Raw genomic sequence first — 24717 nt, forward strand, 5'->3', positions numbered from 1 at the left:
GGGGCCTTCGGGAGTCCGCTGGGGAGTGCGCAGCGTCACGCCGCGGCCCGGGGACCGTCAGCCGTTGGTCGCCTTCTCGTAGGCCGAGACGACTTCCTCCGTGGGCCCGTCCATCAGGAGTTCGCCCTTCTCCAGCCACAGCACCCGGTCACAGGTGTCGCGGATGGACTTGTTGTTGTGGCTGACCAGGAAGACGGTGCCGGCCTTCTCCCGCAGCTCGCGGATGCGGTCCTCGGAACGCACCTGGAAGCTGCGGTCACCGGTGGCAAGGGCCTCGTCGATCATCAGGACGTCGTGGTCCTTGGCCGCCGCGATGGAAAAACGCAGACGCGCCGCCATGCCGGAGGAGTAGGTGCGCATCGGCAGGGAGATGAAATCCCCCTTCTCGTTGATGCCCGAGAAGTCGACGATGCTCTGATACCGCTGCTTGATCTGCTCGCGGGTCATACCCATCGCGAGACCGCCGAGAACGATGTTCCGCTCGCCGGTGAGGTCGTTCATCAGGGCCGCATTCACGCCCAGCAGCGAGGGCTGGCCGTCCGTGTAGACCTTGCCGGCCTCGCAGGGCAGCAGGCCGGCAATGGCCCGCAGCAGGGTGGACTTGCCGGAGCCGTTGGAGCCGATGAGACCGATCGCCTCGCCCCGGTACGCCGTGAAGGAGACTCCGCGCACCGCGTGGACCCGGCGGACGCCCGGAGCGTCGCCCTTGCCCCGGCGGAGTATCTTGCTGAGCGCGGCGGTGGCCGCGCCCTTGCCGCCTCCGCCGGTGTTGACCCGGTAGACGATGTGGACGTCGTCCGCGATCACGGTGGGGACGCGCCCCTGGGTGTTGTCAGCCACGGCCGTAACGCTCCTCAGACTTCCAGAAGTACACGAAGCCGCCGAGGCCGATCACGGCGGCCCAGCCCACTGCGAAGAGCCAGACGTGCGGAGGCAGGTTGCTGCTGCCGTAGTCGTCGATCAGGGCGAACCGGATGAGGTCCATGTAGATCGCCACCGGGTTCCACAGCAGCACGTCGCTGATCCACTGCGGCTGGTCCTTGAGGTAGATCCCGATCGGGAACATGACCCCGGAGGCGTACATCCAGGTACGCATCACGAACGGCATCAGCTGCGCCAGGTCGGGGGTCTTGGAACCCATCCGCGCGAAGATCATGGCGAGGCCGGTGTTGAAGACGAACTGCAGCGCCAGCGTCGGGATCACCAGCAGCCAGGAGAGCTGCGGGTAGTTGCCGAAGCTGATCGCGATCACGAAGACGACGATCATCGAGTACATCAGCTGCTGGAGCTGCTGCAACGAGAAGGACACCGGGAGGGCGGCTCGCGGGAAGTGCAGTGCCCGTACCAGCCCGAGGTTCCCGGAGATCGCCCGGACGCCCGCCATCACCGAGCTCTGCGTGAAGGTGAAGACGAAGATGCCCATCATCAGGAACGGGACGTAGACGCCCGGCGGCATCTCCTTGCCCGCACCGAGGATCAGCCCGAAGATCAGCCAGTAGACGGCCGCGTTCAGCAGCGGGGTCGCCACCTGCCAGACCTGGCCGAGCTTCGCCTGGCTGTACTGCGCCATCAGCTTGGCCCGGGAGAAGGCCATGATGAAGTGGCGCCTGCCCCAGAGCTGCCGCACGTACTCGCCCAGACCGGGCCGGGCGCCGCTCACGGAGAGGCCGTACTTCCTGGCGAGCTCCGCGGGGCTCAGCCCCGCGTCTTCGGACGGCGGCCTGCTCGTGGCGAGGGCGCCGTCGTGGGTTGTGTCACTCACAAGTTGAAACTTTCGTCTTCAAGATGCGGCCGGATCGGGCATCAGGCTGGTGGCACGAGGCCCGTGATCGCGTCATGTTCCCAGACGCGGGCTCGTCAGATGACAGGTGGTCTGCCCAGCCGGGTCAGCCGCCAGACCGTACGCCATCTCATGGGACGCCGGGGCCCGCAGGGAGTGGTCCACCCCTCCCTGAACCCGCCGAACCAGGCCTTGAGCGCCGCTGCCGAAGGCCTGCGCAGGAGCGTCAGCAGGAGCCAGACGCCCAGGTAGACCGGGACAAGCGGAACGGGCAGGTTGCGGCGGGCGAGCCACACCCGGTTACGGGCCACCATACGGTGGTAGACCGCGTGCCGGGAGGGGGCGGTGGTCGGGTGCAGCAGCACCATGTCCGCCCGGTAGTCGATCAGCCACCCTGCGTCGAGCGCCCGCCAAGCCAGGTCGGTCTCCTCATGAGCGTAGAAGAACTCCCCCGGAAGGTCTCCGACCTGCTCGAACACCGCCGTGCGGACGGCGTTGGCGCCGCCCAGGAAGGTGGTGACGCGGGAGGAGCGCATCGGGTCCGAGGCGCGCAGCCTCGGTACGTGCCGGCGCTGGGTCTGGCCGGTCTCCGGATCGGCGATCCGGAAGCTGACGATCCCGAGGCGGGGGTCCTCGGCGAAGGCCTGGCGGCACAGCTCGGCGGTGTCGGTCCGCTCCAGCAGTCCGTCGTCGTCGAGGAAGAGCAGCGCGTCCACTTCGCGGCCGCCGGGGCCGAAGGCCTCGATGCCGACGTTGCGGCCGCCCGGGATGCCCAGGTTCTCGGGGAGCTCGACGCTGCGGACGCCCTCGGGGAGCCCGGTGACCTTGACGCCCTGGCCCACGACGACGACCTCGACCGGGTCGCCGTCCTGGCGGGCCACGGAGTCGAGGAGCGCCTTGAGCTCGTCGGGCCGGTTGCCCATGGTGATGATGACGGCGCCCAGCCGCATCGGGGCCGTCACTTGAGCCTGCTGGAGGCCAGGATCGACACCAGGTGCAGCACCGTCTGGAGCAGCGCGATGGCGGCCAGTACGGCGACTCCCAGCCGGGAGAAGAACAGGTCGCCCCGGACCTGGTCCAGCACGGCCAGCACCAGGATCAGCAGGGACGCCTCGATGCCGAGGACCAGCCGGTGGAACTTCAGCGCGCCGGCGGCCCGGCGGGCGAGCGCCATGCCGGACGAACGCGGCTCGGCCGCCGCGTCCTTGACGACCGGCTTGCCGGCCTGGTGGCGGGCGACGCCGACCAGGTCGGTCTCGGCCTTGATGAGGATCGCGCCGAGCGCCGCGAGGGTGCCCAGGAAGGCCCACAGCCAGTCGATGCGCCCGCCGCCCCACAGGTCGGAGGCGCGCAGGCCGAAGCCCACCAGCACCGCCGCGTCGCACAGGTACGCGCCGACCCGGTCCAGGTAGACCCCGGAGAGCGAGAACTGCTTCTTCCAGCGGGCGACTTCGCCGTCGACGCAGTCGAGCAGCAGGTACAGCTGGACCGCGACCACGCCGAGGAAGGCACCCAGGATGCCGGGCACCAGCAGGGCCGGGAGCGCGAGGACACCGGCGAGGGTCATCACGTAGGTCAGCTGGTTGGGCGTGACCTTGGTGGTGACCAGGAGACGGGTGATGCGCAGGGAGATCTCGCGCATGTAGAGGCGCCCGCCCCAGTGCTCGCCGCTGACCCGGTCCTTGACGCCCGCCGGGTGAACGACGGGCCGGAGTTCAGCTACGGATGGTCTTGGCATAGTCGGCGTAAGCGTCCCTGATCTCGGCGGCGGACAGGTTGAGGTGCTCCAGGATGGTGAAGCGTCCCGGACGGGTCTGGGGTGCGTACTCGACGGCGGAGACGAACTCGTCGACGCTGAAGCCGATCTCCTCGGGCAGCACGGGCAGGCCGTGGCCGCGCAGCACCTCGACGAAGAGGCCGGACATCTCGGCGGCCCCCCGCAGGTGCATGGCGAAGGCGGCGCCGATGCCGACCTGCTCCCCGTGGAGCGCGGAGCGCCCCGGGTAGAGCAGGTCGAAGGCGTGGCTGATCTCGTGGCAGGCACCGGAGGAGGGCCGGCTGTCCCCGCTGATCGACATGGCGATGCCGGAGAGGACGAGGGCCTCGGACAGCACGGTGAGGAACTCGTCGTCGCCGCAGCCGCCGGGGTGGCGCAGCACGGACTCGCCGGCGGTCCGGGCCATGGCGGCGGCCAGGCCGTCCACGGCCTCGCCGGTGATCTTGTGCGAGAGCTCCCAGTCGGCGATGGCGGAGATGTTGGAGATCGCGTCGCCGATGCCCGCGCGGATGAACCGCACCGGGGCGTCCTTGATCACATCGAGGTCGATCACCATGGCGATGGGGGTGGGGACGCCGTAGGAGCCCCGCCCGTTGTCGTTGTCCAGGATGGACACCGGCGAGCAGATGCCATCGTGCGACAGGTTGGTGGCGACGGCCACCATGGGCAGGCCGACCCGCGCCGCGGCGTACTTCGTCACGTCGATGATCTTGCCGCCGCCCAGGCCCACGACGGCGTCGTAGCGACGGCCCTTTATGTCGTCGGCCAGCTTGACGGCGGAGTCGATGGTGCCGTCGACGACCGGGTACCAGTCGGCGTGCGGCAGCACGGGCTCCAGCTTGGCGCGCAGCGCCACGCCGGAGCCGCCGCTGATCGCGATCGCCAGCTTGCCGGACGCGGAGATCCGCTGGTCGGCCAGGAGGCCGGCGAGATCGTCCATCGCCCCGCGGCTGATGTCGACGACAACGGGCGAGGGGATCAGCCTCGTCAGTACTGGCATGCGATCGTCCGGCCCTTGGCGAGGTCGTCGTGGTTGTCGATCTCGACCCACTTGACGTCGCCGATGGGGGCCACGTCGATGGTGAAGCCGTCGTTGACGAGCTGCTGGTAGCCGTCCTCGTAGTAGAGGTCGGGGTCGCGCTCGAACGTGGTCTTCAGCGCCTCGGCCAGCTGCTCGGCGGCCTCGGGCTCGATGAGGGTGACGCCGATGTACTCGCCGGTGGCGTCGGCGGGGTCCATGAGCTTGGTGATCTTCCGGACGCCCTGGCCGTCGGCGGTGACGACCTTCATCTCCTCGTCGGCCAGGTTCTTGACCGTGTCGAGGGCGAGGATGATCTTCTTGCCGTTGCCGCGGGCCGCGAGCAGGGTCTTCTCGACGGAGACCGGGTGGACGGTGTCGCCGTTGGCGAGGATCACGCCCTGCTTCAGGACGTCACGCGCGCACCACAGGGAGTAGGCGTTGTTCCACTCCTCGGCCTTGTCGTTGTCGATCAGCGTGATCTTGACTCCGTACTTGGCCTCCAGCGCCTCGCGGCGCTCGTAGACGGCTTCCTTGCGGTAGCCGACGACGACGGCGACCTCGGTGAGGCCGACCTCGGCGAAGTTGCCGAGCGTCAGGTCGAGAACCGTCAGGCTCTCCTCCTGGCCCTCGGGACCGACGGGCACGAGGGCCTTGGGCAGGGTGTCGGTGTAGGGACGCAGGCGGCGTCCGGCACCGGCCGCGAGTACAAGGCCGATCATGCTGGTTCTCCTTCGTCATGTACGGCGGGTGCTCCGGTGGAGACCCAGAAGCGGATGCTCTCCACGAGCACCACGAGTGCCACGAACACGGCCATGGCCGTGAGCGCGACGGGGAAGTCCGTTTCGCGCGTCGCGAGGGCGGCGGCCAGCACCGTGGTCAGCAGGACCCGGCCCTCGTGGCCGCCGATCGTCCGCACCAGCCAGTGCGGGGGCGCGCCGGTGCCACCGCGAATGCGGTACACCGTGTCGTAGTGATGGTAGGCGACCGCCGCGATCAGGCCGAATGCCGCGGGGAGGGCCCCGGGGACGTCCGCCTTGGCGGCGAGCACCAGGACCGTGACGTATTCGGCGGCCCGGAACAGCGGCGGGATCAGCCAGTCCAGTGCGCCCTTGAGGGGGCGCGAGACGGCCTCGCCGGCGGCCACGGCGTAGAGCACGGCGACGGCGATCAGCGTCGCGTCGCCGTACGGGCGGCTCAGGGCGAATCCGATGAGGGCGACGGCGGCGAAGGCGGCGATCCACACGGAGCCCGCGGCCGGCTTGCGGGCCCCCAGCAGCCGGCGCGGGAGCTCGGCGAGCGGGCCGGAGTCGGTGAGGTCGTACAGGGCCTGGGCGGCCCGGTCGGTACGGGTCGCCTTGCGGGTCAGGGAGCGCAGGACCCGGCCGGCGGTGGTGTAGAGCGCGCCGAAGGCGCAGCCGACGAGCAGGGCGTAGAACACGATCCGGGGGGTGGTGACGGCGGTCAGCACCGCGATCATCGCCCAGCGCTCACCGATCGGAAGGATGATCATCCGCCGGACCCACACGGTCCAGCCGACGCTGTCGAGCCGGTCGGAGAGGGCGGCCGTTGGGCTCGTGTTGGCGGTCGCGTCGTGGTTGGCCTCGTTGAAGGAGAAGTCCACGACGTGCCGGCAGGTCATGAGGATCATGGCGCCGACGGCCAGGGCCCAGACGTCGTCGCCGTTCCTGGCGGCGCCGAGCGCGAGGCCCGCGTAGAAGGCGTACTCCTTGGCGCGGTCGAAGGTCGCGTCGAGCCAGGCGCCCATCGTCGAGTACTGGAGCGAGTAGCGGGCGAGCTGCCCGTCGGTGCAGTCCAGGACGAAGGAGACGAGGAGCAGCACACCGGCCGCCACGTAGCCCCAGCGATCGCCGGTGGCGGCGAAGCCGGCCGCGACGAGCGCGGTGATCAGCGAGGCGGTGGTGACCTGGTTCGGGGTCAGGCCGCGGCGCGCGCACCAGCGGGCGATGTAGCGCGAGTACGGGCTGATCAAGAAGGTGGTGAAGAACCCGTCGCGGGACTTCACGGCGGTCCGCAGGCGTACGGCCTCCTCGTCCACGGCTGCGACGGCGGCGACGGCCGCGTCCCGCTCGGCGGCGGTGGCCGGCACGGCGGCGACGAGGGTGCCGAGCTCGGGCCGCTGGACGGTGGTCCCGGCGGCCTCGGCCCCGGCGGCGAGCCGGTCGGCGTAGGAGCCGGCCCCGTCGCCCGCGGTGGCGGCGGCCTTGTCCAGGGCCGCCCGGCCACCGGGCTGGACGGCGAAGGCGCCGGCGACGGCGCAGGCGTCGAAGCGCGGGTCGGTCAGCGCGAGGCGCAGGGCGTGCACATGGCCGACGAAGGCGCTGTCGACGACGGCCACCCGCTGGTCGGCGGGTACGTCGGCCAGCGCCGCGGCGGCCTCTTCAGGACCGGCGGCGGGGCGGACGTCGAAGCCGAGACCGCGCAGCTCGTCCGTGAGCGGTGATCCGGGGACCGGCAGGCCGGTGAGGATGACGGTCGGCAGACGAACTCACTCCTTGCGACGGATTCTGGACCGGCGCCTCGTCGGGCGGCGGCACGTCGGCAGAGGCTATCGGATGAATGGAAGCAGGGGTTCACCACCCGTTTACGCCCCGATAAGCCGAATATTCCCGGGCCCGGGGTCCAGGCGTGATCATCATTGACGACCGTGTGCAGAGATCACAAACCGGCCCCGATGTTAAGGTTGCCGCTGACGCGTGCGGCTTCCGCACAAGCGTCCTGAACCTCCTGAGGGTGACCGAGCGAGAAAGAGGTGGGGTTGATGACCGTCGTCAAGGTCGCGGCCATGGGCAGCGAACTCCGGCACACCTCCACTTCCTTCCGGGCACCCGGCCAGGTCTGAATCACACCGCCGATCGCGTCACACCGCCGATCGCGCCTCTGATCACGCCTCGTCGGCCGGGGCCCCCGTTCGAGGGTTCACGTTGACCGACAACACCCGCACCACCAGTACCACCGACGGCGCCGACGACACCGAGCGCGCCCACTCCACCGACGCCCTCCACGAGGCGTTCTTCGCGCTCCACCACGGCCTGCCCCGGCAGGCCCCCGGTTCGGACGCCACCACCCGGCGCCTGCTCTCCCTGTGCGGACCGCTGCCCGAGCGGCCGCGCGTACTGGACCTGGGGTGCGGCCCCGGCCGCAGCGCCCTGCTGCTGGCAGCCGAGGCGGGCGGGCCGGGAACCGGCGGCGCCGAGGTGACCGCCGTCGACCTCCACCAGCCCTTCCTCGAGGAGCTCCGCACCGCCGCAGCGGCCCGCGGGCTCACCGACCGCGTCCACCCCGTCGCGGCGGACATGGGCGCGCTCCCCTACCAGGACGGCTCCTTCGACCTCGTCTGGGCGGAGGGTTCCGCCTACTCCATCGGCTTCGACACCGCCCTCGCGCGGTGGAAGCGGCTGCTCGCCCCCGGCGGCACCCTCGTGCTGACCGAGTGCGAGTGGACCGCCGCGGAGCCGTCCGCGGGCGCCCGCGCCTTCTGGGACGAGCACTACCCGCTGCGCTCCACGGCCGCCAACCTCGCGGCGGCCCAGGCCGCCGGGTACCAGGTGCTCGGCGTGCACCACCAGCCCGGCTCCGACTGGGCCGAGTACTACGGCCCGCTGGCCGAGCGGGTGCGCGCCCGCCATGGGGACGGATCCCCGGCGGCGCGCGCCGCGCTGGCCGCCGCCCGCGAGGAGCTCGGCGTACGGGTGCGGCACGGGCACGAGTACGGGTACACGGGCTACGTCCTGCGCCCGGTGACCGCCGGCGACGGCGGCGGCCGGCGGGTCCGCCCGGAGACGGCGGCCGACGTGGCCGCCGTACGGGAGGTCCACCTGGCGGCGTTCGAGACGCCGCTGGAGGCGGATCTCGTGGACGCGCTGCGCACGGACGACGCCTGGGTGCCCGGGCTGTCGTACGTGGCCGAGGGCCCGGACGGCTCGGTGGCCGCGCACGCCCTGCTCACCGCGTGCCGGGTCGACGGCGTACGGGCCCTCGCGCTCGCGCCGGTGGCCACCGCTCCCGCGCTCCAGCGCTCGGGGGCGGGCAGCACGGTCGTACGGGCGTTGCTCGCCACGGCGAGGGAGCGCGGCGAGGCGCTGGTCCTCGTACTGGGGCATCCCTGCTACTACCCGCGCTTCGGGTTCGTCCCGGCGTCGCGTTTCGGGATCCGGGCGCCGTTCGAGGTTCCGGACGAGGCGTTGATGGCGCTGGTGCTGGACGATTCCGTTCCGGTGCCCGCGGGGACCATCGCCTATCCGGCTCCGTTCGGCGTCTGATTCCCCGGGACACGGCTCACATGTGATCTGCCCCTCGCCGTTTATCACGCGGCGGGGGGCAGACATGCGTGGATCACCGAAGTAGGGACAAGCCGCTTTTGTACGGCAGACTGAAGGCCGAAGTCCGAAGCGAAGGATGGGTATGCCGACCACACCAGCCACCGCCGCGAACAGCGTGTCCAACGGCACCGGCGCTCAAGAAGCGATCATGCTCGAACTGGTCGACGAGTCCGGCAACACCATCGGCACGGCGGAGAAGCTCTCCGCCCATCAGGCGCCCGGGCAGCTGCACCGGGCGTTCTCCGTGTTCCTCTTCGACGAGCAGGGCCGTCTGCTGCTCCAGCAGCGCGCCCTCGGGAAGTACCACTCCCCGGGCGTCTGGTCGAACACCTGTTGCGGTCACCCCTACCCCGGGGAGTCGCCCTTCGCGGCAGCGGCCCGGCGGACCCACGAGGAGCTGGGGCTCTCCCCCTCGCTGCTCGCCGAGGCGGGAACGGTGCGCTACAACCACCCGGACCCCGCTTCGGGTCTGGTGGAGCAGGAGTACAACCACCTTTTCGTGGGACTTGCGCAGGCGGAACTGCGGCCGGACCCGGAGGAGGTCGGTGACACCGCCTTCGTCACCGCCGCGGAGCTGGCGAAGCGGCACGCCGAAGTACCCTTCTCGGCCTGGTTCATGACCGTGCTCGACGCGGCGCGTCCCGCGATCCGCGAGCTGACGGGGGACGCGGCGGGCTGGTAGCCGCGCCTCGTTCAGACCGCCGGAGCAGCGGGTGCCACGGGCCCGGTGGGTGCGGCCGGGGCCTGCGCGGTGAGGGGCAGGGCCGCCCAGATCACCTTGCCGCCGGTCGAGGTGTGCTCGACGTCGCAGACCCCGCCGGCCTCCCGGGTGACCTCCCGCACCAGGAGCAGACCCCGGCCGCCGGTCTGGCCGAAATCGGCTTCCAGCGCCTTCGGGCGGTACGGGTGGTTGTCCTCGACGGCCACCCGTACCCACTCGCGGCCGATCGCGACCTCGACGGCGACCTGCGGTGAGAGCAGCGCGGCATGCCGGACCGAGTTCGTCACCAGTTCGGAGACGATCAGCAGCAGGGAGTACAAGAGGTCCTGCTGGGCGGGCACCCCCTGGCGCCCGAGCAGGTCCCGCACCGCGCGGCGGGCCTGCGGAACGGATTCTTCTACAGCGGGAGCGGTGAACCGCCACACTCCCTCGTACGCGAGGGGGTCGGCCGGAACCTCCGGCTCACCCCCCCTGGCTGGCGGGACGCTCCCGCTGACATCCATCTTCCGTCCCCCGTCTTCGCGCTCGATCGTGTCCACGCGTCAAGAGTGGGGAACGGGCTGGTCCGGACCGAACCACTGACCAGAAGTCAGCGTCATTCGGACACTTTCTGAACACTGGCGTATGACAGAGTCAGTTGTTCGACTGTTCCTGATCTTCTACTGGCCGGTTCTCCGCCGCCTCGCGCGTGCCGCCCACCGCGTCCGATCCGGGCCGCGCCTCGTCTTCGCTGACCAGCCCCAGGATGCGCCGGCCACCCATGCCCGTGGCGATCAGGCTCAGCCCGTCGAACAGCAGCGCGAGGGAGAAGAAGGTTCCGATCACGTACAGACTGTTGCCGGGCCAGCCGGACAGGATCAGGACGCCCAGCAGGACCCCGAAGGCGCCCTGGACGAGCGCGAGCCCGAAGTTGGCACCCCGCACCACCAGGGCGCCGACCAGCCGGAACACCCCGCCGGTGAGGAAGAGCAGGGCGGCGAACATCGTCAGCGCCTCGGCGCTCGCCTCCGGACGCCGCAGGATCACGAAACCGGCCGCGAGGTTGATCGCGGCGACGATCACGGCGAGCCAGAAGTAGTTCCCCTTACGGGACTGCACGGCGTGCAGCAGGCCCACCACACCGCCGATGAGCAGCAGCCAGCCGAAGAGGAACATCGAGGTCAGGGTGGCCAGGCCGGCATAGACCAGGCCGACCAGACCGGCCAGCACGAGGATCACCCCGAGGAGCGTCAGCAGGCCGAAGCTGCGCCCCAGCTTCTTCTGCTCCCGCCGGGAATCGGAGTCCTTCTCCTCGGAACGGTCTGCGCCCATGGGCGTGCCACCTCCTTGCACCCCCCGGACGGACTCCCTTGATCATAGGATCGGCGGCCCGGGATAGCATCCGGCGCATGGAAGCAGCCCAGGACGCATCCCTCCTGCACACGGTCGCCGGCGGAGTGGCCACCGTGGTCGTCTCGCACCCCGCCAAGCGCAACGCCATGACGGCCGCGATGTGGCGGGCGCTGCCGGAGCTGCTGACGGAACTGGCGGCCGACCCGGCCGTACGGGTGCTGGTGCTCACCGGCGCGGGCCCGACCTTCTGCGCCGGAGCGGACATCTCCTCGCTGACCGGGGACGAGGACCCGCAGACCCTCGCCGTGGCCGCGGAGGACGCCCTGGCCGCCTTCCCGAAGCCCACCCTGGCGGCGATCCGCGGATTCTGCGTCGGCGGCGGCAGCCAGCTGGCGGCCGCCTGCGACCTGCGCTTCGCGGAGGAGGGCGCCTCGTTCGGGGTGACCCCCGCGAAGCTCGGCATCGTCTACCCGGCCTCCTCCACCAGGAGGCTGGCCGGCCTGGTCGGCCCGGCCTGGGCCAAGTACCTGCTCTTCTCGGCCGAGTTGATCGACGCCCAGACGGCGCTGCGCGCGGGCTTCCTGAACGAGCTGCTGCCCGCCGGTGAACTGGACAAGCGGGTGGCCGAGTTCACCCGCGTCCTGACCTCCCGCTCGCAGCTGACGCAGGCGGCGGCCAAGGAGTTCGCCGACGGCCGGACCGGCCGGGACGGCCACTGGGCGGCCCGGGCCGCGGCGAGCGGCGACACCGCGGAGGGTGTCGCCGCCTTCCTGGAGCGCCGGACGCCCCGCTTCACCTGGACGCCGTGATCGAGAACGGGCGCTGGGGCTGCCGATGCGGTTGCCTTATCGGTTTGCCGTCGGCGAGCCCGGTCGGATAGGAAGCTTGCATGCTAAAGGGCAGCAAGGTAGGGCTCAGGGCCCGACACGACGACGACATCCCGATACTGCGGGCCGAGCTCTACGACGACGTGGTCAACGGCTCGCGGGCCGAAAGCGGGCCGTGGCGGCCGATCACGCCCGGCTCGAAGGACCCGCGGCTCGTGGTGGACGACAAGGAGCAGGGGCACGTCCCGTTCTCCGTGGTGGAGTTGGACGGCGGCACGCTGGTCGGCACCGCGACGCTGTGGGGCATCGACAACCACAACCGGTCCGCGCACATCGGGCTGGGGCTGCTGCCGTCCTCCCGCGGCAAGGGCTACGGCACCGACGTGGTCGCGGTGCTGTGCCACTACGGTTTCGTCGTGCGCGGGCTGCAGCGGCTGCAGATCGAGACGCTGTCGGACAACGCCGCAATGCTGCGCTCGGCCGAGCGCAACGGCTTCGTCCGCGAGGGCGTGCTGCGTTCCTCGGCCTGGGTGTTGGGCGAGTTCCTGGACGAGGTGCTGCTCGGTCTCCTCGCCCAGGACTGGAAGCCGTAGGCCGTCCCTCGGCCGTCCCCTTACGAGGCCAGGGGGCTGTTCGCCCGCAGCCGGGCGACGAGCTCGGCGGGCGCCTTGTCCGGGGAACCGGCGTCGTAGGGCGGCTGGGGGTCGTACTCGGTCATCAGCTGGACGGTCTGGGCGAACTCGTCCCCGGCGATCCTGCCGAGCAGGGTGAGGCCCATGTCGATCCCGGATGACACCCCTGCGGCGGTGACGTACTTGCCGTCGAACACCACGCGCTCGCCGGTGGGCTCGGCCCCGAACCGCGGCAGCTGGTCCAGGAACAGCCAGTGGCCGGCGGCCCGCCGTCCGTCGAGCAGTCCGGCGGCCGCGAGCAGCAGGGAGCCGGTGCAGACGGAGGTGGTCCACGTGCTGGTGGCGTCGACGGTCTTCAGCCACTCCATCACGGCGGGATTCTTCATCTCCACCTCGGGGTGCGGTCCGCCGGGCACGATGACGATGTCGGGCCGGGTCACCTCGCCCAGCGCCTTGTCGGCGACGAGGGCGAGCGAGCCGTTGTCGGTCCGCACGGGCCCGGGCCGCTCGGACACGAACACGATCTCGGCGTCCGGAAGCCGGCCGAGGGTGTCGAAGGGCCCGATGGCGTCGAGGGCGGTGAAGCGGTCGTAGAGCAGTACGGCGATCTGCATGGCTCCTCCGGAGCTGTCGATGGGTGTTCCGTTGTCCGTCTGTCCAGCTGGCTGGCTGTCCGGCTGGCTGGCTGTCCGGCTAGGGGGCGTGGGGGGTGCCGAAACGGCGGCGGTACTCCGCCGGGGGCTGGCCCAGCGTCTTCACGAAGGCGCGGCGCAGCGCCTCCGGTGTTCCGTACCCGCAGGCGCGGGCGACCTGGGCGACGCCGGAGGAGCTCTCCTCCAGCAGACGCCGGGCGTGCTCCACCCGCACCCGCTCGACGTACCGCCCCGGCGTCACTCCCGTCTCCGCCTGGAAGGCGCGGGCGAAGTGCCGCGGCGAGAGCCGGGCCCGGTGGGCGAGGGCCTCCACGCTCAGGTCCCCTTCGGGGTGCTCGGTGATCCACTGCTGCACGTCCCGCAGCGGCTGCCGCCGGGCGGTCTGCGCCTCCAGCTGCGCGCTGAACTGTGCCTGGTTGCCGGGCCTGCGCAGGAACACCACCAGGTGCCGGGCGATCGTCAGCGCCATGTCCTGCCCGTGGTCCTCCTCCACCAGAGCCAGTGCGAGGTCGATCCCGGCCGTGACCCCCGCCGAGGTGGCCACGGGCCCGTCCCGTACGTAGATGGGATCCGGCTCCACGACCACGGCCGGGTAGTCCCGCGCCATCCGCTCGCAGGCCTGCCAGTGCGTCGTCGCCCGCCGCCCGTCCAGCAGCCCGGCCTCGGCGAGCAGCAGCCCTCCCGTGCACACGGACACCAGCCGCTCCGCGCGCCCCCCGTACGCGCGGAGCCAGTCGGTCAGCCTCGGCTCGAAGTCGGCCGTGTACCGGCCCCCGGGCACCAGCAGCGTGGTCCCGGACCCCGGCCGGGCGCTCTCCAGGTCGGCGTCCGGGACCAGCGTGAGCCCGCTGCTCGTACGGACCGGGGCGCCTCCCGGCGACACGGTGCGGATCGTGTACCCGGTCCGCCCCGGGAAGTGGGCCGCGGCGGCGAACACCTCGACCGGCCCGGTCACGTCCAGGCTCTGCACCCCGTCGTAGAGGACGACGAGCACGTTTCGCAACGACATGACCCCATGGTGTGACGTCGGCGCCCATGGCCGCAATGACGTGCCTCCCACCTTTCCTGCCATCCGGAGACACTCCGCCGCCCGGATAGGATCGACGGACCATGACTGCAACCCTCGTCGCCAAGAAGCTCACCGCCGCGCACGGTGAGCGCACCCTCTTCGCCGATCTCGACCTCGTCGTCGCGCCCGGCGACGTCATCGGTCTCGTCGGCGTCAACGGCGCCGGGAAGTCCACCCTGCTGCGGCTGCTCGCCGGGCTGGACACCCCCGAGACCGGTGAGCTGCGGCTCTCCCCTCCCACCGCCGCCGTGGGCCACCTCCCGCAGGAGCCGGAGCGCCGTCCCGCCGAGTCGGTACGCGACTTCCTGGCCCGCCGGACCGGCGTGGCCGCCGCGCAGGCGGAGCTCGACGAAGCGACCCAGGGCCTGGTGGACGGCACACCCGGCGCGGACGACGCGTACGCCACCGCGCTGGACCAGTGGCTGAACCTCGGCGGGGCCGACCTCGACGAACGGGCCGAGGAGGTCGCCGCCGAGCTCGGTCTCACCGTGGGCCTGGACCTCCCCATGACGGCGCTCTCCGGCGGCCAGGCGGCCCGCGCGGGCCTCGCCTCGCTGCTCCTCTCCCGCTACGACGTCTTCCTGCTCGACGAGCCCACCAACGACCTGGACCTGGACGGCCTGGAGCGGCTGGAGCAGTTCGTCAAGGGGCTGCGCGCGGGCACGGTCGTCATCAGCCACGACCGCGAGTTCCTGACGCGGACCGTCACCAAGGTCCTCGAACTCGACCTGGCCCAGCAGCAGATCAACCTCTACGGCGGCGGCTACGACGCGTACCTGGAGGAACGCGAGCGGGCCCGCAACCACGCCCGCGAGGAGTTCGACGAGTACGCGGGCAAGAAGTCCGCCCTCGAGGGCCGGGCCCAGATGCAGCGCAACTGGATGGACAAGGGCGTACGCAACGCCCGCCGCAAGGCGAGCGACAACGACAAGATCGGCAAGAACCTGCGCGGCGAGTCCAGCGAGAAGCAGGCCGCCAAGGCCCGCCAGACGCAGCGCGCGATCGAGCGGCTCGACGTCGTGGACGAGCCCCGCAAGGAGTGGGAGCTGCGCATGGAGATCGCGACTGCCCCGCGCTCCGGCTCGGTCGTGGCCACCCTGCGCGAAGCGGCCGTCAAGCGGGGCGACTTCGTCTTCGGCCCGGCAAGCCTGCAGATCGACTGGGCCGACCGGGTGGCGATCACCGGGGCCAACGGTGCGGGCAAGTCCACCCTCCTGGCCGTCCTGCTGGGCCGGCTGGCGCCGGACTCCGGCTCCGCCACCCTCGGCTCGGGCGTGCTGATCGGCGAGGTGGACCAGGCCCGCGGCCTGTTCCTGGGCGACGAGCCGCTGCTGGAGGCGTTCTGCGCGGCGGTCCCGGACACCGAGCCGGCCGAAGTCCGCACCCTGCTGGCGAAGTTCGGCCTCAAGGCGGCGCACGTCCTGCGCCCGGCGGCCACCCTCTCCCCGGGCGAGCGCACCCGCGCGGCCCTGGCCCTCCTGCAGGGCCGCGGGGTGAACCTGCTGGTCCTGGACGAGCCCACCAACCACCTCGACCTCCCGGCGATCGAGCAGTTGGAGTCGGCCCTGGAGGCCTACGAGGGCACGCTCCTCCTCGTCACCCACGACCGCCGCATGCTGGACGCCGTCCACGTGACCCGCCGCCTCCGGGTCGCGGACGGCAAGGTCACCGAGCTCTAGTACCGGGTTCTGGTGCTGTGACGGCCCGGGCCTCCCGAGGTGCCGACCGGCTCGTGCGCGATTAGCCTTTGTGGGTGAGAGCCGCATCCGCGGAGCACGCCGCCATGGCCGGAGTCCCGCGTCGCAGGGGTTGAACCCCTGACGCGCGTGTCTGCTTCGGGACCCATGTGGCGCCTGAGCCCCTCGTGGCCGGAGATGTGCTTCCGCACTGCCGGCGGCTCTGTATCCGATCCGCGCTGCGCATTCTGGTTCTGCGGCCGCGGTTCCGCGCCCTTGCGCCTCGAAGAGGTGCGAGGAGGCGGAAGGAAAGGGAATTCCCATGCATGCACAGAGAGCGAAGCGCCTCTTCGCGGCCTCCGCCGCCGGTCTCCTGATGGCCGGTGGGGCCGCGCTCGGCACGGCGGGCACCGCCTCGGCGGCAGCCCCGGCCCAGCCCGTCAGCTACGTCGCCGGCGGCGGCTGCGGCGACAACGGTAAGGGCCACGGCGGGCATCACAGCGGCTGGGACGACGATGACGACGACTACGGTTACGGAGGACACGGCCACGGCCGAGGACACGGCCACTGATTCGTCCCCTTCACAGCACACCGTGCGCGGACCCGTCACCGGGCCGCGCATCGGCCTGTCGCGGCGCCTTCAGCGCTCGTCCGGGCCGCCTGCCGGAGCGCGCCGGGTACGGGCCATCTTCCGGGCCACGAAGCCCCGCGGGAGGTGGCGGGCGGCGAAGGCGTAGGCGCGGTAACGGCCACCGGTGATGCTGACGGGGCGGCGCAGCGCGAGATCGCGCAGGGCCCGGTCCACGACGGCGTCCGGCTCCAGCCAGACCGCGTCGCGCAGGGAGCTGACGTCCATCCCGGCCCGCTCCTGGAACTCGGTGCGGGTGAAGCCGGGTACCACCGCCAGGACCCGGACCCCGTACGGCTCCATGTCCACGCGGAGCGACTCGCTGAAGGCCGTCACCCAGGCCTTGGCGGCCCCGTACGTCCCGGTCGGCAGCAGGCCGGCCACCGAGGAGACGTTGAGGACCGCGCCCCGGCGGCGTTCGCGCAGGCCCGGCAGCACCGCGTGGGTGAGCAGCAGCGGGACCTTCACCAGCAGGTCGAGCATCCGCTCCTCGTCCTCGACCGGGCTGTACGGGAAGGGCGCGGGCAGTCCGAAGCCGGCGTTGTTGACGAGGATGTCCACGGGCCGGGCCCGCTCGGCGAGCCGCTCGGCGACGGCCGCACGGTCCCCCGCGTCCAGCAGGTCGGCGGGCAGCACCTCGGCGGCCGTGCCGAACTCCCGGCCGAGGGCCTCGGCGACGGCGTCGAGGCGGTCCTTGTCCCGGGCGACGAGGACGAGGTCGCAGCCCTTGGCCGCGAACCCGCGGGCGAAGGCCGCGCCGAGTCCCGAGCTGGCCCCGGTGATCAGAACGGTGGTCAAGGCAGTGTCACTTCCTGGTGCTGTCGTGCAGGTCACGGGGTGAAGGCCGTGGTGGTCGGCGAGGCGTAGGCCTGGGCCACGTCCACGAGGAAGCGGGCCTCGTCCTCCAGGTCGCTGCCCTCGGCGGAGGTCTCGATGGCGGCGGGCAGGGTCAGGACGGCCGCCTCGCCGCCCTGACCGGGCAGGCCGGCGAGCTTCGCCTGCCGGGCCTCCTTCAGTACGCAGGCCAGTGCGGCCGCGGTCCGCCGCTGCTCGGGGACCCCCTGCCCGGTGACGTGGCCGCGGGCCAGCTCCGGGACGCCCGGGGCGACGTACTCCCCCAGGATCAGGATCGCGTCGCGGGTCTCGATGACCTTCCGGTAGACCAGCAGGTTGCGCGGGACCGGCGGCCACAGCAGTTCCACCACCCGGCCGGCCCGCGGCTTGTTGAGGGCCACGTGCGGTACGGCCTGCACCAGGTCGCGCCACAGCGGCCAGAGCCGCCACGCGGTGGCGATGTCGGCGGTGGTGCGGCGCAGGGTGAACAGGGTCGGCACCAGGATCGCGGCGGCGCGCAGCAGCCCGTGCAGGTTCATCAGGAGCGGCAGGGCGGGCATCGCCCAGGTACTGCCGAAGAGGGCCTTGAGCAGGTACGCGAACCAGAACAGGCCGGCCAGCGCGGTGCCGAGGCCGAACAGCCGCAGCCCGGCGGCCAGGCCCCGGCTCTCGGTGCGGCGGCTGTAGCGCCAGCACAGGGCGACGCAGACGGTGTTGGCGATCACGTGCGCGGAGATCAGCACGAGCCAGTACGCGAGGGAGGGCACCGGGTCGCCGACCGGCGGCATGGTGTGCGTGCCGTGCCCGGGCGCGGCCGCGTCCAGCGCCAGGAGCGCGGTCAGCCAGGCCACGGTGGCGGTCCAGGAGGCGAGCTGGAGCCGACGGCCGCGGGTGGCGGCGGCCACGAAGTAGAGGACGGCGCCCGCCGACAGCACGCCGATGAGGTTGCGGACGAGGCCCACGGTGTGCGAGTAGTGCGGGTCGCGCATCGCGTAGGTGACGACGGCGGGGAGGTTCAGGGTCATCGCTGCGGCGGCGGTGGCGACGGCGAACCACAGGCCGCGCTGCTGCGGGGAGCGCAGGGCGCCGGGGGCGCGGAGCAGGACCGCGATCCACAGGCACACCACGCTGGGGACGGCGAGCCAGTCGCCGATGGCGGTGAGGTCAGCCCCCATGGCTCCCCCGCTCGGTGCGCCCGTGCCGCTCAGTGCGCCCGTGCCGCTCGGTGCGTTCGTGCCGCGGGTGCCGCTGGTAGCCCATCGCGGATTCCAGCCGGGCCAGGGTGTCCCCGCCGCGGACTGCGGACTGCGGGGCGGAGTTCGCCGTACGGATGCGGATCATGCTGGCGAGCATTTCCGCTTCCTGCTCCTGACGGGTGGTGTAGTTGGTGCGCCCGAGGACGACGGGGGCGTCGCCGTCGACCTCCTCGCCCTCCAGGGAGTGGTGGCCGAACAGGATGTGGCCGAGCTCGTGCAGGACGATGTGCTCCCGGTGCAGCGGGGTGGTCTGCGCCTCGTAGAAGACGTAGTCGACGCTGGCGGTGCCCACCCACAGGCCGCAGACCCCTGACTCGGCCGCCTCCTTCGGGAGCGGGTGGAGCCGGATGGGGCGGCCGCGCTGCTCGGCTATGCGCTGGCACAGCCCGTCGAGGGAGAAGGGTTGAGTCAGATCGAGATGGCCGAGAATGTTCTCGCACCTTTTACGCAGGCTGAGTTGCGGGCGGGGCATGTGATCCCTCTTCGGACCCTTTCTCGGGCAGCGTCGGTAGGCGTGTGTGGGCATGGGCATGACGTCCTGTGCCTTCAAAGCGGCCTCGGGGAAATGCGGTCCTGAGGGAGAAAAACGGAAGCCCGTTCGCCGGAAGACGAACGGGCGTTCCATCATGCCTACAGATCTTGTACGGGAGTTGGCAAGGCGCTCCCGCCGCCGAGGTGTCTATTCGGCCATTCCGTACGCGGACCCCGGCGCGCCGGGTGGCCGCAAAGGGGCGCTCACGAGCACCTTTGCGGCCACGACCGGACACCCCCTAGCGCTTGCGGCGGTCGTCCGGGCCGGTGAGGCCGGCCCGGCGCAGGGCGTCGGCCATCGCGCTGTTGGCGGGCGCGGGGGCCGGGGCGGAGCCGCCGCCCTGGCGCTGGCCCTGGCCGCCGCCCTGCCGCTGGCCCTGGCCGCGCTGACCGCCCTGCCCCTGGCCCTGACCGCCCTGCCCCTGGCCCTGGCCCCGCTGCTGCGGCGGACGGGCGCCGCCCCGCCGGTCCGGCCGGTCCTGCCGGTCCTCGCGCTGCCTCGGCGCGCCCGCGCCGCGCTCCGCCCCGGCCTCGTCCTCCAGCCGCAGGGTCAGGGAGATCCGCTTGCGCGGGATGTCCACGTCCATGACCTTGACCCGGACGATGTCGCCCGGCTTGACCACGTCCCGGGGGTCCTTGACGAAGTTCTTCGACAGCGCCGAGACGTGCGCCAGTCCGTCCTGGTGGACGCCGATGTCGATGAACGCCCCGAAGGCGGCCACATTGGTGACCACGCCCTCCAGGATCATCCCGGGGGCCAGGTCGCCGATCTTCTCCACGCCCTCCTTGAAGGTGGCCGTCTTGAAGGCGGGGCGCGGGTCGCGGCCCGGCTTCTCCAGCTCGCGCAGGATGTCGGTGACGGTCGGCAGACCGAAGGCCTCGGTGACGAACTGCTCCGGCCGCAGGGAACGCAGCACCGAGGTGTTGCCGATCAGGGCCGCCACCTCACCGCCCGCCGTCTTGCCCATGGCTCGGACCACCGGGTAGGTCTCGGGGTGCACCGCCGAGGAGTCCAGCGGGTCGTCCCCGCCGCGGATCCGCAGGAAGCCCGCGCACTGCTCGTACGCCTTCGGGCCCAGCCGGGCCACGTCCTTGAGGCCCCTGCGGCTGCGGAAGGGGCCGTTGGCGTCGCGGTGGGCCACGATGTTCTCGGCGAGTCCGCCGCTGATGCCCGACACCCGCGACAGCAGCGGGGCGGAGGCCGTGTTGACGTCCACGCCGACGCCGTTCACGCAGTCCTCGACCACCGCGTCGAGGGAGCGGGAGAGCTTCATCTCGGACAGGTCGTGCTGGTACTGGCCGACGCCGATCGACTTCGGGTCGATCTTGACCAGTTCCGCGAGCGGGTCCTGGAGGCGTCGGGCGATGGAGACGGCGCCGCGCAGCGAGACGTCCATGTCCGGGAGTTCCTGCGAGGCGAAGGCGGAGGCCGAGTACACGGAGGCGCCGGCCTCCGAGACCATCACCTTGGTCAGCTTCAGCTCCGGGTGGCGCGTGATCAGCTCCCCGGCGAGCTTGTCCGTCTCGCGGGAGGCCGTGCCGTTGCCGATGGCGACCAGCTCGACCGCGTGCTCCTTCGCGAGGCGGGCGAGCTTGGCGACGGACTCGTCCCACTTGTTGGCGGGCACGTGCGGGTAGATCACGTCGGTGGCCACCACCTTGCCCGTGGCGTCCACGACGGCGACCTTCACACCGGTACGGAAGCCCGGGTCCAGGCCGAGCGTCGCCCGCGTGCCCGCGGGGGCCGCGAGCAGCAGGTCGCGCAGGTTCGACGCGAAGACCCGTACGGCCTCGTCCTCGGCGGCGGCCCGCAGCCGGGTCCGCAGGTCGATGCCGAGGTGCACCTGGATCTTCGTACGCCAGGCCCAGCGGACCGTGTCGGCCAGCCACTTGTCGCCGGGGCGGCCGCGGTCGCCGATGTCGAAGCGGCGGGCGACCAGGCCCTCGTAGGTCGACGGGCCGGGCGTCTGCGAGGGCTCCTCCGGCTCCAGGGTGAGGTCGAGGACGTCCTCCTTCTCGCCGCGGAGCATCGCGAGGACGCGGTGCGAGGGCAGGGCGGTGAACGGCTCGGCGAAGTCGAAGTAGTCGGCGAACTTGGCGCCGGCCTCCTCCTTGCCCTCCCGGACCTTCGCGGCGAGCCGGCCGCGGCCCCACATGCGTTCGCGCAGTTCGCCGATCAGGTCGGCGTCCTCGGCGAACCGCTCGGTGAGGATGGCGCGGGCGCCCTCCAGGGCGGCGGCGGGGTCGGCGACTCCCTTGTCCGCGTCGACGAACGCGGCCGCGGCGGCGGCCGGTTCCACCGACGGGTCGGCCAGCAGGCCCTGGGCGAGCGGCTCCAGACCGGCCTCCCGGGCGATCTGGGCCTTGGTGCGCCGCTTGGGCTTGAAGGGCAGGTAGATGTCCTCCAGCCGGGCCTTGGTGTCGGCCGCGTTGATCCGCGCCGCCAGCTCGTCGGTGAGCTTGCCCTGCTCCCGTACGGAGTCCAGGACCGCCGCGCGCCGGTCCTCCAGCTCGCGGAGGTACCGCAGCCGCTCCTCGAGGGTGCGCAGCTGGGCGTCGTCGAGCATCTCGGTCGCTTCCTTGCGGTAGCGCGCGATGAACGGCACGGTGGAGCCGCCGTCGAGCAGCTCGACGGCGGCCTTGACCTGCCGCTCCCGTACGCCGAGCTCCTCGGCGATCCTGCCTTCGATGGACGTCGTCACGATCGGGTCCCGCCTGCCTTCGTTTGCACTGGAAGGCTGCCAATTGTGGCAGGTGGCGGTCTCGGACCGCGGGTGCCCTGCCCGTCAGGCCCTGCCCATGAGGTCCGCGGGGAAGGCCCCGGCGGTCACGGCCTTGACCACGAGGGCGCCGCCGAGCTCGGTGAGGCGGGCCAGGCCGTCCGCGCCGAGGTGCTCGTAGGGCGCGGCGTCGAGGCGGTCGGTGTCGCTCTCCAGCCGCTCGCGCAGGGCGGTGCCCTCCTCCGTCAGCTCGCCGGCGGCGTCGAGCACACCGCGCTCGCGCAGCCGGTCGGCCGCGGCGTCGAGGTCGGCCTGCTCCCAGCCCCGCATGCCCTTGAGCCACTTCGGGGTCATGCCCTTGCCGGTGGCGGTGTGGCTGATCAGTGCCTCGACCGGGTCCAGGCCGGCCAGGAGCAGGGCGGCGAGGTGGCCGTCGCCGCGGTGCTCGCGCAGCAGGGTGGTGGCGTGCCAGAGGCGCAGGTGCGGCTCCTCGGGTACGGGAAGGTCGGCGTGGGCCGCGTAGAGGGTGCGGGCGTGCCGGGTGCAGCCCTCCGTGGCGCGCATCGCCAGGTCGGCGGCCTCGGCTGTCTCGGGCGACTCCACGGTCTCGGCGCCGAGGAGCCGGCGCAGGGTGCTGTCGACGCCCCGCAGCCGCGCGGCCAGTACCTGCTCCGGCGTCGCGGTCTCCCAGACGGCGGGCAGGTGCCGGGCGATGAGGTCGTGGCGGTAGTTGTAGAAGGTGGCGGTGACCGCACCCGCCCCGACCGCGCCCATGGCCGCGGAGCGGGCGGAGAGGTTGACGGCGACGGGATGGGTGATCCCGAGGGCGGCGAATTCCTTGGCTGTGTCCGGCGAGAAGTAGGCCGTGGCGTGCAGCGGGTTGATTGCGGCGTGCCAGCAGCGTCGCGCGGCGAGCGGGTGAAGGGTCATGCGCCACAGGTTACCGACTGTTCGGTATGTCGGGTAGGCATGGCCCCGGGGCGGCCCTGAGCGGTGGGCGCCTGCGTGACGGCGCGGCCCATGAGGCCCGATTCGGCCGATCCGCATGACCGGCAGGCCTCCCGGACGGGGCGTCCCCCGCCCTTGGTGAAGCTGCTCGGCATCGGCCGCGCGGTCGTCGGCGGGGCCGGGGCCGTCGGCCCCGCCGCAGGCCAGGGGCTTCGGCCGGGCAGCGCCGGGGCGCCGCCGGAGCGTCCGAGGGACGGGTCGGACACCCGGCGTCGGCGACGCCGCCGCCCTGCGCTCCCCCGCCCCGTGACGGCCGAATGGCGATCGTGTGACAGCGGGGGCCGTAGACATGACCTGGGGCGCCGAGGGTGAATACGGTCGAGCGACGAGACCTTGAACCGATGTGTCTCCCCTACCTCTTGGAGTCCTTCGTGCACCGCAAAGTGATCGCCCCGAGCGTCCTCGCCGCCTCCCTCCTGCTGGTGATCCCGGCATCGGCGGCGAGTTACGGCCCGGGGGCCCCGGGTATCGGCGACCCCTACTACCCGGCCAGCGGCAACGGCGGGTACGACGTGTCCCACTACGACCTGCGCCTGCAGTACCAACCGAAGACCGACCTCCTGGAGGGCACCGCCACCCTGCTGGCCACCGCCAAGCAGGACCTGTCCCGCTTCAACCTCGACTTCGGCCTCAAGGTCAGCGAGATCCGGGTCAACGGCGTCAAGGCGAAGTTCGCCACCTCCGGCGCGCATGAGCTGGAGGTCACCCCGGCCAAGCCGGTGGCGCGCGACACCCCGCTCAGCGTCGTCGTCAAGTACGCGGGCAAGCCCTCCGAGTTCAAGGTCGACGGCTGGTCGGCCTGGGCGCGCACCCCGGACGGCGGGGTCGCCGCGCAGGAGCCGGATTCGGCCGTCTGGTGGTTCCCCAGCAACGACCACCCGCTGGACAAGGCCACCTTCGACGTGTCCGTCAACGTCCCCGACGGCACCCAGGCCATCAGCAACGGCGTGCTCCAGTCGCAGACCTCGAAGCTCGGCTGGACCCGCTTCAACTGGCGCTCCAACAAGCCGCAGGCCACCTACCTCGCCACCCTCGCCATCGGCAGGTTCGACATCACCACCGACAAGACGGCGAACGGGCTCCCGGTCCTCAACGCGTACAGCAAGGACCTCGGCGACAACGCGGGGGCGGCGCGCGCGAGCGTCGAGCGGACCACCGAGGTGGCGGAGTGGCTGGAGGGGGTCTTCGGGCCGTACCCCTTCAACGCGCTCGGTGGCTACGTACCCAATGTGACCAGCGGCTTCGCCCTGGAGACCCAGACCCGGCCGTTCTACAGCCCGCGCCAGTTCAGCAACGGCGCCAACGTCTCGGTGGTCGTGCACGAGCTGGCCCACCAGTGGTACGGCGACAGCGTGTCCGTCGACGGCTGGAAGGACATCTGGATCAACGAGGGCTTCGCCCGCTACAGCCAGTGGCTGTGGTCGGAGAAGGAGGGCGAGGGCACCGCGCGGGAGCTCGCCGACTGGGCCTACGCCTCACGCCCGGCGGAGGACCCGTTCTGGCAGGTCAAGCCGGGTGACCCCGGTGCGGAGAACCAGTTCCACGGGGCCGTCTACGACCGGGGCGCGATCGCCCTCCAGGCGCTGCGCAACGAGATCGGCGACGAGAAGTTCTTCCAGATCCTCAAGGGCTGGCCGACCGAGCGCGCCTACGGGAACGCCAAGGTCGGTGACTTCGTCCGGTACGCGGAGAAGGCCTCCGGCAAGCCGCTGGCCCAGCTGTTCGAGACCTGGCTGTACACCCCGGGGAAGCCTGACGCCTCCGCCCTGAACCCGGCGGCGCCGCAGCCGTCGGCCCGCTCGCTCCAGGCCGCGCCGGCCGCCCCGGCCGCCGGGCAGGCGGAGCCGAAGTCGTGGAAGAAGATCGCGGCCACGAACTCGGTCCACGAGCACGACGGCCACTGAGTCCCTCA

Annotated in this window: 24 protein-coding genes; 8 read left to right on the forward strand and 16 right to left on the reverse strand. The window is 71.9% G+C overall.

Annotated elements, in window-relative coordinates; translation table 11 throughout:
• Positions 1-57 precede the first annotated feature (57 nt).
• From OG447_RS26495 to OG447_RS26525, 7 genes are all read right to left on the reverse strand, one after another.
• Positions 58-840, reverse strand: a complete 783-nt coding sequence (locus OG447_RS26495) for an ABC transporter ATP-binding protein (RefSeq protein ID WP_266939833.1) — start codon at positions 838-840, stop codon at positions 58-60.
• The gene (locus OG447_RS26500) at positions 833-1762 is read right to left on the reverse strand and encodes an ABC transporter permease (protein WP_266939834.1); all 930 of its coding nucleotides are present in this window, start codon (positions 1760-1762) and stop codon (positions 833-835) included. Before OG447_RS26500 ends, OG447_RS26495 begins: the two co-directional genes overlap by 8 nt.
• Before the next feature lie 95 nt (positions 1763-1857).
• Positions 1858-2730, reverse strand: a complete 873-nt coding sequence (locus tag OG447_RS26505) for a glycosyltransferase family 2 protein (protein ID WP_266940157.1) — start codon at positions 2728-2730, stop codon at positions 1858-1860.
• Positions 2731-2738: 8 nt separating this feature from the next.
• The gene (locus OG447_RS26510; RefSeq protein WP_266939835.1) at positions 2739-3518 is read right to left on the reverse strand and encodes a CDP-alcohol phosphatidyltransferase family protein; all 780 of its coding nucleotides are present in this window, start codon (positions 3516-3518) and stop codon (positions 2739-2741) included.
• Complete coding sequence (locus OG447_RS26515) at positions 3496-4557, reverse strand: iron-containing alcohol dehydrogenase family protein (RefSeq protein WP_266939836.1); 1062 nt, start codon at positions 4555-4557, stop codon at positions 3496-3498. The genes OG447_RS26510 and OG447_RS26515 overlap by 23 nt, the downstream gene beginning before the upstream one ends.
• Entirely contained in the window at positions 4545-5297 is a 753-nt protein-coding gene (locus OG447_RS26520; RefSeq protein ID WP_266939837.1) for a phosphocholine cytidylyltransferase family protein, read from the reverse strand. Before OG447_RS26520 ends, OG447_RS26515 begins: the two co-directional genes overlap by 13 nt.
• The gene (locus OG447_RS26525; protein WP_266939839.1) at positions 5294-6901 is read right to left on the reverse strand and encodes a DUF5941 domain-containing protein; all 1608 of its coding nucleotides are present in this window, start codon (positions 6899-6901) and stop codon (positions 5294-5296) included. Before OG447_RS26525 ends, OG447_RS26520 begins: the two co-directional genes overlap by 4 nt.
• On the opposite strand from OG447_RS26525, the gene OG447_RS26530 reads away from it, so the two are divergent.
• The 3 genes from OG447_RS26530 to idi all read left to right on the forward strand — a co-directional run bounded on the left by OG447_RS26530 (position 6902) and on the right by idi (position 9600).
• Positions 6902-7039: a hypothetical protein gene (locus OG447_RS26530; protein WP_266939840.1), complete on the forward strand. Its 138-nt coding sequence runs from the start codon at positions 6902-6904 to the stop codon at positions 7037-7039. It abuts the gene before it with no gap.
• 589 nt (positions 7040-7628) lie between these two features.
• Complete coding sequence (locus tag OG447_RS26535) at positions 7629-8858, forward strand: bifunctional class I SAM-dependent methyltransferase/N-acetyltransferase (protein WP_266940158.1); 1230 nt, start codon at positions 7629-7631, stop codon at positions 8856-8858.
• A gap of 142 nt (positions 8859-9000) precedes the next feature.
• Positions 9001-9600 (forward strand): isopentenyl-diphosphate Delta-isomerase, encoded by a 600-nt coding sequence (gene idi, locus OG447_RS26540; RefSeq protein WP_266939841.1) that lies wholly within the window; start codon positions 9001-9003, stop codon positions 9598-9600.
• Between the two features lie 11 nt (positions 9601-9611).
• Here idi and OG447_RS26545 read toward each other — a convergent pair whose 3' ends face one another.
• Positions 9612-10142 carry an ATP-binding protein gene (locus tag OG447_RS26545; RefSeq protein ID WP_266940160.1) on the reverse strand — a complete coding sequence of 177 codons (531 nt, stop codon included), beginning with the start codon at positions 10140-10142 and terminating at the stop codon, positions 9612-9614.
• A gap of 130 nt (positions 10143-10272) precedes the next feature.
• Positions 10273-10950 (reverse strand): HdeD family acid-resistance protein, encoded by a 678-nt coding sequence (locus OG447_RS26550; protein WP_266939842.1) that lies wholly within the window; start codon positions 10948-10950, stop codon positions 10273-10275.
• A 77-nt stretch (positions 10951-11027) separates the two neighbouring features.
• On the opposite strand from OG447_RS26550, the gene OG447_RS26555 reads away from it, so the two are divergent.
• Together OG447_RS26555 and OG447_RS26560 are read left to right on the forward strand one after the other, a co-directional pair.
• On the forward strand, positions 11028-11780 hold the full coding sequence (locus tag OG447_RS26555) for an enoyl-CoA hydratase/isomerase family protein (protein ID WP_266939843.1): 753 nt from the start codon (positions 11028-11030) through the stop codon (positions 11778-11780).
• Between the two features lie 80 nt (positions 11781-11860).
• On the forward strand, positions 11861-12391 hold the full coding sequence (locus tag OG447_RS26560; RefSeq protein ID WP_266939844.1) for a GNAT family N-acetyltransferase: 531 nt from the start codon (positions 11861-11863) through the stop codon (positions 12389-12391).
• 20 nt (positions 12392-12411) lie between these two features.
• Here OG447_RS26560 and OG447_RS26565 read toward each other — a convergent pair whose 3' ends face one another.
• Together OG447_RS26565 and OG447_RS26570 are read right to left on the reverse strand one after the other, a co-directional pair.
• Complete coding sequence (locus OG447_RS26565) at positions 12412-13044, reverse strand: DJ-1/PfpI family protein (RefSeq protein WP_266939845.1); 633 nt, start codon at positions 13042-13044, stop codon at positions 12412-12414.
• Between the two features lie 79 nt (positions 13045-13123).
• The gene (locus OG447_RS26570) at positions 13124-14092 is read right to left on the reverse strand and encodes a GlxA family transcriptional regulator (protein ID WP_266939846.1); all 969 of its coding nucleotides are present in this window, start codon (positions 14090-14092) and stop codon (positions 13124-13126) included.
• A gap of 101 nt (positions 14093-14193) precedes the next feature.
• Here OG447_RS26570 and OG447_RS26575 point away from each other — a divergent pair, with 101 nt between their 5' ends.
• Both OG447_RS26575 and OG447_RS26580 read left to right on the forward strand, forming a co-directional pair.
• On the forward strand, positions 14194-15831 hold the full coding sequence (locus tag OG447_RS26575) for an ABC-F family ATP-binding cassette domain-containing protein (RefSeq protein WP_266939847.1): 1638 nt from the start codon (positions 14194-14196) through the stop codon (positions 15829-15831).
• A gap of 319 nt (positions 15832-16150) precedes the next feature.
• A complete protein-coding gene (locus OG447_RS26580) occupies positions 16151-16399 on the forward strand; it encodes a hypothetical protein (protein ID WP_266939848.1) in 249 nt (82 codons plus the stop codon).
• A 69-nt stretch (positions 16400-16468) separates the two neighbouring features.
• Here OG447_RS26580 and OG447_RS26585 read toward each other — a convergent pair whose 3' ends face one another.
• The 5 genes from OG447_RS26585 to OG447_RS26605 all read right to left on the reverse strand — a co-directional run bounded on the left by OG447_RS26585 (position 16469) and on the right by OG447_RS26605 (position 22727).
• Complete coding sequence (locus OG447_RS26585) at positions 16469-17254, reverse strand: SDR family oxidoreductase (protein WP_266939849.1); 786 nt, start codon at positions 17252-17254, stop codon at positions 16469-16471.
• Positions 17255-17286: 32 nt separating this feature from the next.
• Positions 17287-18465 carry an MAB_1171c family putative transporter gene (locus OG447_RS26590; RefSeq protein WP_266939850.1) on the reverse strand — a complete coding sequence of 393 codons (1179 nt, stop codon included), beginning with the start codon at positions 18463-18465 and terminating at the stop codon, positions 17287-17289.
• On the reverse strand, positions 18455-19018 hold the full coding sequence (locus OG447_RS26595) for an ImmA/IrrE family metallo-endopeptidase (protein WP_266939851.1): 564 nt from the start codon (positions 19016-19018) through the stop codon (positions 18455-18457). Before OG447_RS26595 ends, OG447_RS26590 begins: the two co-directional genes overlap by 11 nt.
• A gap of 298 nt (positions 19019-19316) precedes the next feature.
• The gene (locus OG447_RS26600) at positions 19317-21779 is read right to left on the reverse strand and encodes a Tex family protein (protein ID WP_266939852.1); all 2463 of its coding nucleotides are present in this window, start codon (positions 21777-21779) and stop codon (positions 19317-19319) included.
• 84 nt (positions 21780-21863) lie between these two features.
• The gene (locus OG447_RS26605; RefSeq protein WP_266939853.1) at positions 21864-22727 is read right to left on the reverse strand and encodes a hypothetical protein; all 864 of its coding nucleotides are present in this window, start codon (positions 22725-22727) and stop codon (positions 21864-21866) included.
• 449 nt (positions 22728-23176) lie between these two features.
• Between OG447_RS26605 and OG447_RS26610 the strand changes: the two genes are divergently transcribed.
• The gene (locus tag OG447_RS26610; protein WP_266939854.1) at positions 23177-24709 is read left to right on the forward strand and encodes a M1 family metallopeptidase; all 1533 of its coding nucleotides are present in this window, start codon (positions 23177-23179) and stop codon (positions 24707-24709) included.
• The last annotated feature ends 8 nt before the right edge of the window (positions 24710-24717 follow it).

It is taken from the genome of Streptomyces sp. NBC_01408 (assembly GCF_026340255.1).
GTDB lineage: Bacteria > Actinomycetota > Actinomycetes > Streptomycetales > Streptomycetaceae > Streptomyces.

What these genes read in the sequence shown, in the direction of transcription:
- OG447_RS26505 (WP_266940157.1), bottom strand. Translation starts at nt 2,730, where the DNA reads ATGCGGCTGGGCGCCGTCATCATCACCATGGGCAACCGGCCCGACGAG.
- OG447_RS26510 (WP_266939835.1), bottom strand. Translation starts at nt 3,518, where the DNA reads ATGCCAAGACCATCCGTAGCTGAACTCCGGCCCGTCGTTCACCCGGCG.
- OG447_RS26515 (WP_266939836.1), bottom strand. Translation starts at nt 4,557, where the DNA reads ATGCCAGTACTGACGAGGCTGATCCCCTCGCCCGTTGTCGTCGACATC.
- OG447_RS26520 (WP_266939837.1), bottom strand. Translation starts at nt 5,297, where the DNA reads ATGATCGGCCTTGTACTCGCGGCCGGTGCCGGACGCCGCCTGCGTCCC.
- OG447_RS26530 (WP_266939840.1), top strand. Translation starts at nt 6,902, where the DNA reads ATGGCCGACGAAGGCGCTGTCGACGACGGCCACCCGCTGGTCGGCGGG.
- idi (WP_266939841.1), top strand. Translation starts at nt 9,001, where the DNA reads ATGCCGACCACACCAGCCACCGCCGCGAACAGCGTGTCCAACGGCACC.
- OG447_RS26545 (WP_266940160.1), bottom strand. Translation starts at nt 10,142, where the DNA reads ATGGATGTCAGCGGGAGCGTCCCGCCAGCCAGGGGGGGTGAGCCGGAG.
- OG447_RS26550 (WP_266939842.1), bottom strand. Translation starts at nt 10,950, where the DNA reads ATGGGCGCAGACCGTTCCGAGGAGAAGGACTCCGATTCCCGGCGGGAG.
- OG447_RS26555 (WP_266939843.1), top strand. Translation starts at nt 11,028, where the DNA reads ATGGAAGCAGCCCAGGACGCATCCCTCCTGCACACGGTCGCCGGCGGA.
- OG447_RS26560 (WP_266939844.1), top strand. Translation starts at nt 11,861, where the DNA reads ATGCTAAAGGGCAGCAAGGTAGGGCTCAGGGCCCGACACGACGACGAC.
- OG447_RS26565 (WP_266939845.1), bottom strand. Translation starts at nt 13,044, where the DNA reads ATGCAGATCGCCGTACTGCTCTACGACCGCTTCACCGCCCTCGACGCC.
- OG447_RS26570 (WP_266939846.1), bottom strand. Translation starts at nt 14,092, where the DNA reads ATGTCGTTGCGAAACGTGCTCGTCGTCCTCTACGACGGGGTGCAGAGC.
- OG447_RS26575 (WP_266939847.1), top strand. Translation starts at nt 14,194, where the DNA reads ATGACTGCAACCCTCGTCGCCAAGAAGCTCACCGCCGCGCACGGTGAG.
- OG447_RS26580 (WP_266939848.1), top strand. Translation starts at nt 16,151, where the DNA reads ATGCATGCACAGAGAGCGAAGCGCCTCTTCGCGGCCTCCGCCGCCGGT.
- OG447_RS26590 (WP_266939850.1), bottom strand. Translation starts at nt 18,465, where the DNA reads ATGGGGGCTGACCTCACCGCCATCGGCGACTGGCTCGCCGTCCCCAGC.
- OG447_RS26595 (WP_266939851.1), bottom strand. Translation starts at nt 19,018, where the DNA reads ATGCCCCGCCCGCAACTCAGCCTGCGTAAAAGGTGCGAGAACATTCTC.
- OG447_RS26605 (WP_266939853.1), bottom strand. Translation starts at nt 22,727, where the DNA reads ATGACCCTTCACCCGCTCGCCGCGCGACGCTGCTGGCACGCCGCAATC.